The sequence below is a fragment of the Klebsiella sp. K5-204 genome, assembly GCF_030128585.1.
Taxonomy (GTDB): Bacteria; Pseudomonadota; Gammaproteobacteria; order Enterobacterales; family Enterobacteriaceae; genus Klebsiella; species Klebsiella quasipneumoniae.
Map to the genome: position 1 here is coordinate 1 of NZ_JAKUZS010000030.1, position 4396 is coordinate 4396.

General features: G+C 43.4%; 4 protein-coding genes, 2 tRNA genes and 1 pseudogene. 5 read left to right on the forward strand and 2 right to left on the reverse strand.

What is annotated here, in order from left to right:
- From MKR05_RS26760 to MKR05_RS26770, 3 genes are all read left to right on the forward strand, one after another.
- The coding region (locus MKR05_RS26760) for a hypothetical protein (RefSeq protein ID WP_284123268.1) at positions 1-1456 on the forward strand (1456 nt) is incomplete at its 5' end.
- Between the two features lie 121 nt (positions 1457-1577).
- A tRNA-Ile gene (locus tag MKR05_RS26765) sits at positions 1578-1664 on the forward strand.
- 170 nt (positions 1665-1834) lie between these two features.
- Positions 1835-1910, forward strand: a tRNA-Arg gene (locus MKR05_RS26770).
- Positions 1911-2694: 784 nt separating this feature from the next.
- Here MKR05_RS26770 and MKR05_RS26775 read toward each other — a convergent pair.
- A complete protein-coding gene (locus MKR05_RS26775) occupies positions 2695-3096 on the reverse strand; it encodes an AlpA family transcriptional regulator (RefSeq protein WP_009310048.1) in 402 nt (133 codons plus the stop codon).
- Complete coding sequence (locus tag MKR05_RS26780; RefSeq protein WP_004187666.1) at positions 3096-3287, reverse strand: Rop family plasmid primer RNA-binding protein; 192 nt, start codon at positions 3285-3287, stop codon at positions 3096-3098. The genes MKR05_RS26775 and MKR05_RS26780 overlap by 1 nt, the downstream gene beginning before the upstream one ends.
- Before the next feature lie 416 nt (positions 3288-3703).
- Here MKR05_RS26780 and MKR05_RS27005 point away from each other — a divergent pair, with 416 nt between their 5' ends.
- Positions 3704-3850, forward strand: coding sequence for a replication initiation protein (locus MKR05_RS27005; RefSeq protein ID WP_071786219.1), 147 nt, complete (start codon positions 3704-3706; stop codon positions 3848-3850).
- A gap of 363 nt (positions 3851-4213) precedes the next feature.
- A pseudogene (locus MKR05_RS26785) lies at positions 4214-4396 on the forward strand (hypothetical protein); the annotation flags it as partial.

Sequence of the window (4396 nt, forward strand, 5' to 3'; positions counted from 1 at the left end):
CGAACTTGCCGAAACATTGGTAAAAAATTTTGGTTTTACACCGGCAGCAGCGAGGAAAAGGATATCTAGGGGGACTAATAAAATTAGAAAACTCTCTTACATAATATTCCCCCACAGGGCTAGATTTATTTATCTGAAAAAGGACTATGCGTCAGAAAAATACTGGAATGCTCTATACTCCTCATTGAGGAAAGAAAACTCCTCTTATTATATGGCTATCAGATGCATAAAAAGCAGAGGAGGAATGATAAAAAGAGATGAGTTTGGTATTTTATGCGGCTCCCCTTTTCGGCAGAAAAATCATATACCTTACGAATCAATAATATCCTCACTAATAAAATCAGAAATAATATTAGAAATATCAAGCGCTAGCGGAGACAGATATTTATACTTAAAAGAGTTTGAGGGAAGTGAACATTTTCTACTAGAAGGGCAAAACAAAAAAGAATTGATTTCTGGGATAATGATAGAGCAATCTAGGACCTGGTTAAAGCAGCTTGGTTTAGTTAGTTTTGGAAAAGTAAAGGCAATGGGTGATGATAACAACCATCCTCGCGTTGGCACATTTGAATGGCATATAACTGGACCATCCTATACTCACCCTCTAACAAAAAAATACGATAACAAAACGAAACCAGGATTCGTTGTTTGCGACTTAAACATACAGCCAATCACAACCCTTGACGATATATCCATTTTTATAAAAAAAATGGATATGACGATATCAATGAAGAACATCGGAAACTGTATATTTGTATACATATCAAATGGTTACACTGAAGAAGCTTTGTACCTTGCAAAATCAAAGGGTGTGATGGCTATAACATATAATAATATTTTTGGAAAAAGAAATATAACCGCAATTGATAAAATAAGCGAGATATTGGGAAATAAATGGCATGATGAAAACTTATCAGGAGAGTTAGCTAGATTAACCAAAGAGCTAAATGAAAGAAACGGCATAACTCAAAATCTAAAAGGTAGACTCTTTGAGTTCATTTGCTCAGATATCAAAAGGCGCATAGAGCCAACATCCAGATTGATATTAGGAAGGGAGTACATAACCACACAGAATGAAAGGGCAGAGGCAGATATCACATCGATAAGGGATGAAGTATCGATATCCTTCATTGAATGCAAAGGAATAAAAAGAGAAAGTAATCTTGATGATAAACAAGTAGATCAATGGCTAGATGTAAGGATACCTAGGCTTATAAATTATTGTAAATCACATCCTGATTACAAAAAACTAAAAAAATCCTTCGAACTCTGGATTACAGGGGGTTTAACAGAGCAATCTGAAATCAGAATAGAGCATTTTAAAAAAACGCACCCAAAAGTGGATTTAATTATTAAAAAACCAGAAGACTTGATCCGTCATGTTAAAGAAATAAATGATCGCTCTATAAAGAAAATGCTTTTTGAATACTTCTTAAAAATGGAAAGGGCTCAGTAAAATTAAAGCCTTGCCTCATAGATGTAGGTTGGTAAAAACGTCAACAAGAATGCATGATTGTTACTTTTTTTTCATGGACATCATCTTTCCGACAATCAATAATGGTCATCCCCCATACAGTGGAGGGATGGCCGAGTTGGTGAAGGCAGTCGCCTAATAAGCGACCAAACGCTTTGCGTTTCGCGGGTTCGAGTCCCGCTTCCTATTAAAAAAAGGCGCCCTTTAGGGCGCCTTTTTGCATCTGTCTGTTTTCTAAAGTTATAATAACGTCTCATCACATACCCTGTTCAGCTACCACCGATAACCACATAAAAAACTTCACAAAAATAATGCAATGATGTTAAATCAAAGACGGTCCCGACTTTGTTGGGTCCAAATGGGGATATAGCTTTAACGGTAGAGCAGCGGACTTCTAATCTGATGGTTGTGGGTTCAAATCCCATTGTCTCCACCAAAAGCCTCCCCCCCTAAAAAGGGGGAGGCAACTATTCTGTTCACAGCATTTACCATAACGCCTAATTGTACGCACCGCTAAAACGGCCTCAGGGCGTTTCCGACGGGAAACCGGTAAAACAGGCAACAAACCACCCGAAAACCCGCCAGAAACGCGCAGGCTCTGTTTTTACGGCATGCATGAGTATGCACGCAAGTGCATAGCGCGAAAATTCACGCCATTCAGCCAGGGTAAGTCCTGTTTCCGGCGTTCTTCCTATCCGAAAACGGTGAACGGGGACGCAATTTATTGCGTGGCCGTGAAGCGTTGCCGGCGCAGCCGGAAAACCGGTTTTCAGCACGTTCAGGAATCGTGTTCGTCGACGGCCGGCAATCACGTTATGGCAAGTCGCCGGACGACTCACCACACGATTCACCGGCGATTCGACTCGTGACTTGACTCTAGAGTCGTCAAGGTCAAAAAAACACCAAAATGACGATTCGACTCTAGAGTCAAGTCGTCATAAGTTACTGATAGTCTTAAGTGAGTCGTCGATGACTCTATGACGAGTCGTCGGCAAGTCGTACACGAATCGCCGACGACTTGGATTCACCTTACAGAAAGTAATACTGCGTAATTTAATAACCCACAACTAACTGATATTAATGAGTTATCTTCAAAATTTTAATTTTGCGTGGGGTGTGGGTATTTTTAGTGGTGAGGAGCGTTCAGAGATCTGACGATTTTTGGGAAGGTTCAGGAACTCCCCGGAATGACCGGAGAGGAAAACTGAAGCATGACGGGGTCAGGATTTTTTCCAGAATTTCCACCATGGCGCCGGGGATTCAGTTAATTTTGCCTGGTGATTTTCAAGAAGGAGCATGGCCTGTTTCAGGCTGTCAATGTGCGAATCCTTGGACAAAAGTAAGGTGTTCAGGTGTTCAATCTCCTGTTTCAGATGACGAATCACCTGTTCACTCTGGTCAGCAGAGGCTGTATCACGCTGTTCAGAGACCTGTCCAGAATGGTGTTCACCCTTCGGTTGTTCAAAGGGACCAAAGACACGTAAAAGCTCTGAAGTATCTACCATTTTTGCATTTCGTTCACCGCTACAGGTGGACAGGTCACCTGCTTTAATTAACCTGTGCAGTGTTGTTCTACTCTTACCCGTCAGTCGGGCAGCCTCACTAATAGACACTCTGGCCATCAGTTACCATCCTGTAATGCATCCAGTCTCGAGGACAGTGTACGGAAAAGATGCTCCGCATCATCGTGGAGTTTCTCACAAAGGTCGGCCTCGACATCGAGATCAAGCTCGTTAAGCTTCTCCAGCAGGAGCAGAGACTGATTCTGGATGAATTTAGCCATGTTCAGCGCTGTTTTCTGTTGTTTCGTCATAAGAGGCCTCAGAGCGTCAGTGCTCAGTGTAGGGATGTTCTCTTTTCCGCTTCCTCGCTCACTCAGTCGCTACGCTCCTGCCGTTCGGCTGCGGCGAGCGGCAAGGGCATGCGTGTAAGAACTCGAGAAAACCGAGCGGTAACGTAAGAGAGAAAGAGTAAGGCCGAGCGACGGCCGTTTTTTCCATAGGCTCCGCCCCCCTGACAAGCATCACAAAATCTGACGCTCAAATCAGTGGTGGCGAAACCCGACAGGACTATAAAGATATCAGGCGTTTCCCCCTGATGGCTCCCTCGTGCGCTCTCCTGTTCCTGCCTTTCGGTTTACCGGTGTCATTCCGCTGTTATGGCCGCGTTTATCTCATTCCACGCCTGACACTCAGCTCCGGGTAGGCAGTTCGCTCCAAGCTGGACTGTATGCACGAACCCCCCGTTCAGTCCGACTGCTGCGCCTTATCCGGTAACTATCATCTTGAGTCCAATCCGGAAAGACGCGCAAAAGCGCCACTGGCAGCAGCCACTGGTAAAGGGGTGTACAAGAGATTACTGGTGCAGAGTTCTTGAAGTTGAAGCCTGACTACGGCTACACTGAAAGGACAGATTTGGTTGCAGCGGTCTTGTACACCCTGTTACCACGGTTCAGAAACTTGCAGGTCTCTGATCCTTCGAAAAAGCCGCCTTGCAGGGCGGTTTTTTCGTATCTGAAGCTAGGTTAATCTCATACATCAATTCGCGTCAAGAAAACAAACCTGCCTCAGCAAGCTCATTTACAGGAAAAAAAATCCTATTGTGACGTTTTTTGTAGAAAGTCCAGAATCCCCCCTCTAAAACCCAGTCTCTATGCACCATCGCTAGAATTTTTTTTCGCTTCTGCTAGCCTGCACGATAGTGCAGATTATAAATAGCGTAGTGTGACGTGAGCAAAAAATGACCAGAATAAACCTTGATAATATTTTGAATGAACAGGGCCCTTGCCTAACCTCCGAACTTGCCGAAACATTGGTAAAAAATTTTGGTTTTACACCGGCAGCAGCGAGGAAAAGGATATCTAGGGGGACTAATAAAATTAGAAAACTCTCTTACATAATATTCCCCCACAGGGCTAGATTT

What these genes read in the sequence shown, in the direction of transcription:
- MKR05_RS27005 (WP_071786219.1), top strand. Translation starts at nt 3,704, where the DNA reads ATGCACGAACCCCCCGTTCAGTCCGACTGCTGCGCCTTATCCGGTAAC.
- MKR05_RS26775 (WP_009310048.1), bottom strand. Translation starts at nt 3,096, where the DNA reads ATGGCCAGAGTGTCTATTAGTGAGGCTGCCCGACTGACGGGTAAGAGT.
- MKR05_RS26780 (WP_004187666.1), bottom strand. Translation starts at nt 3,287, where the DNA reads ATGACGAAACAACAGAAAACAGCGCTGAACATGGCTAAATTCATCCAG.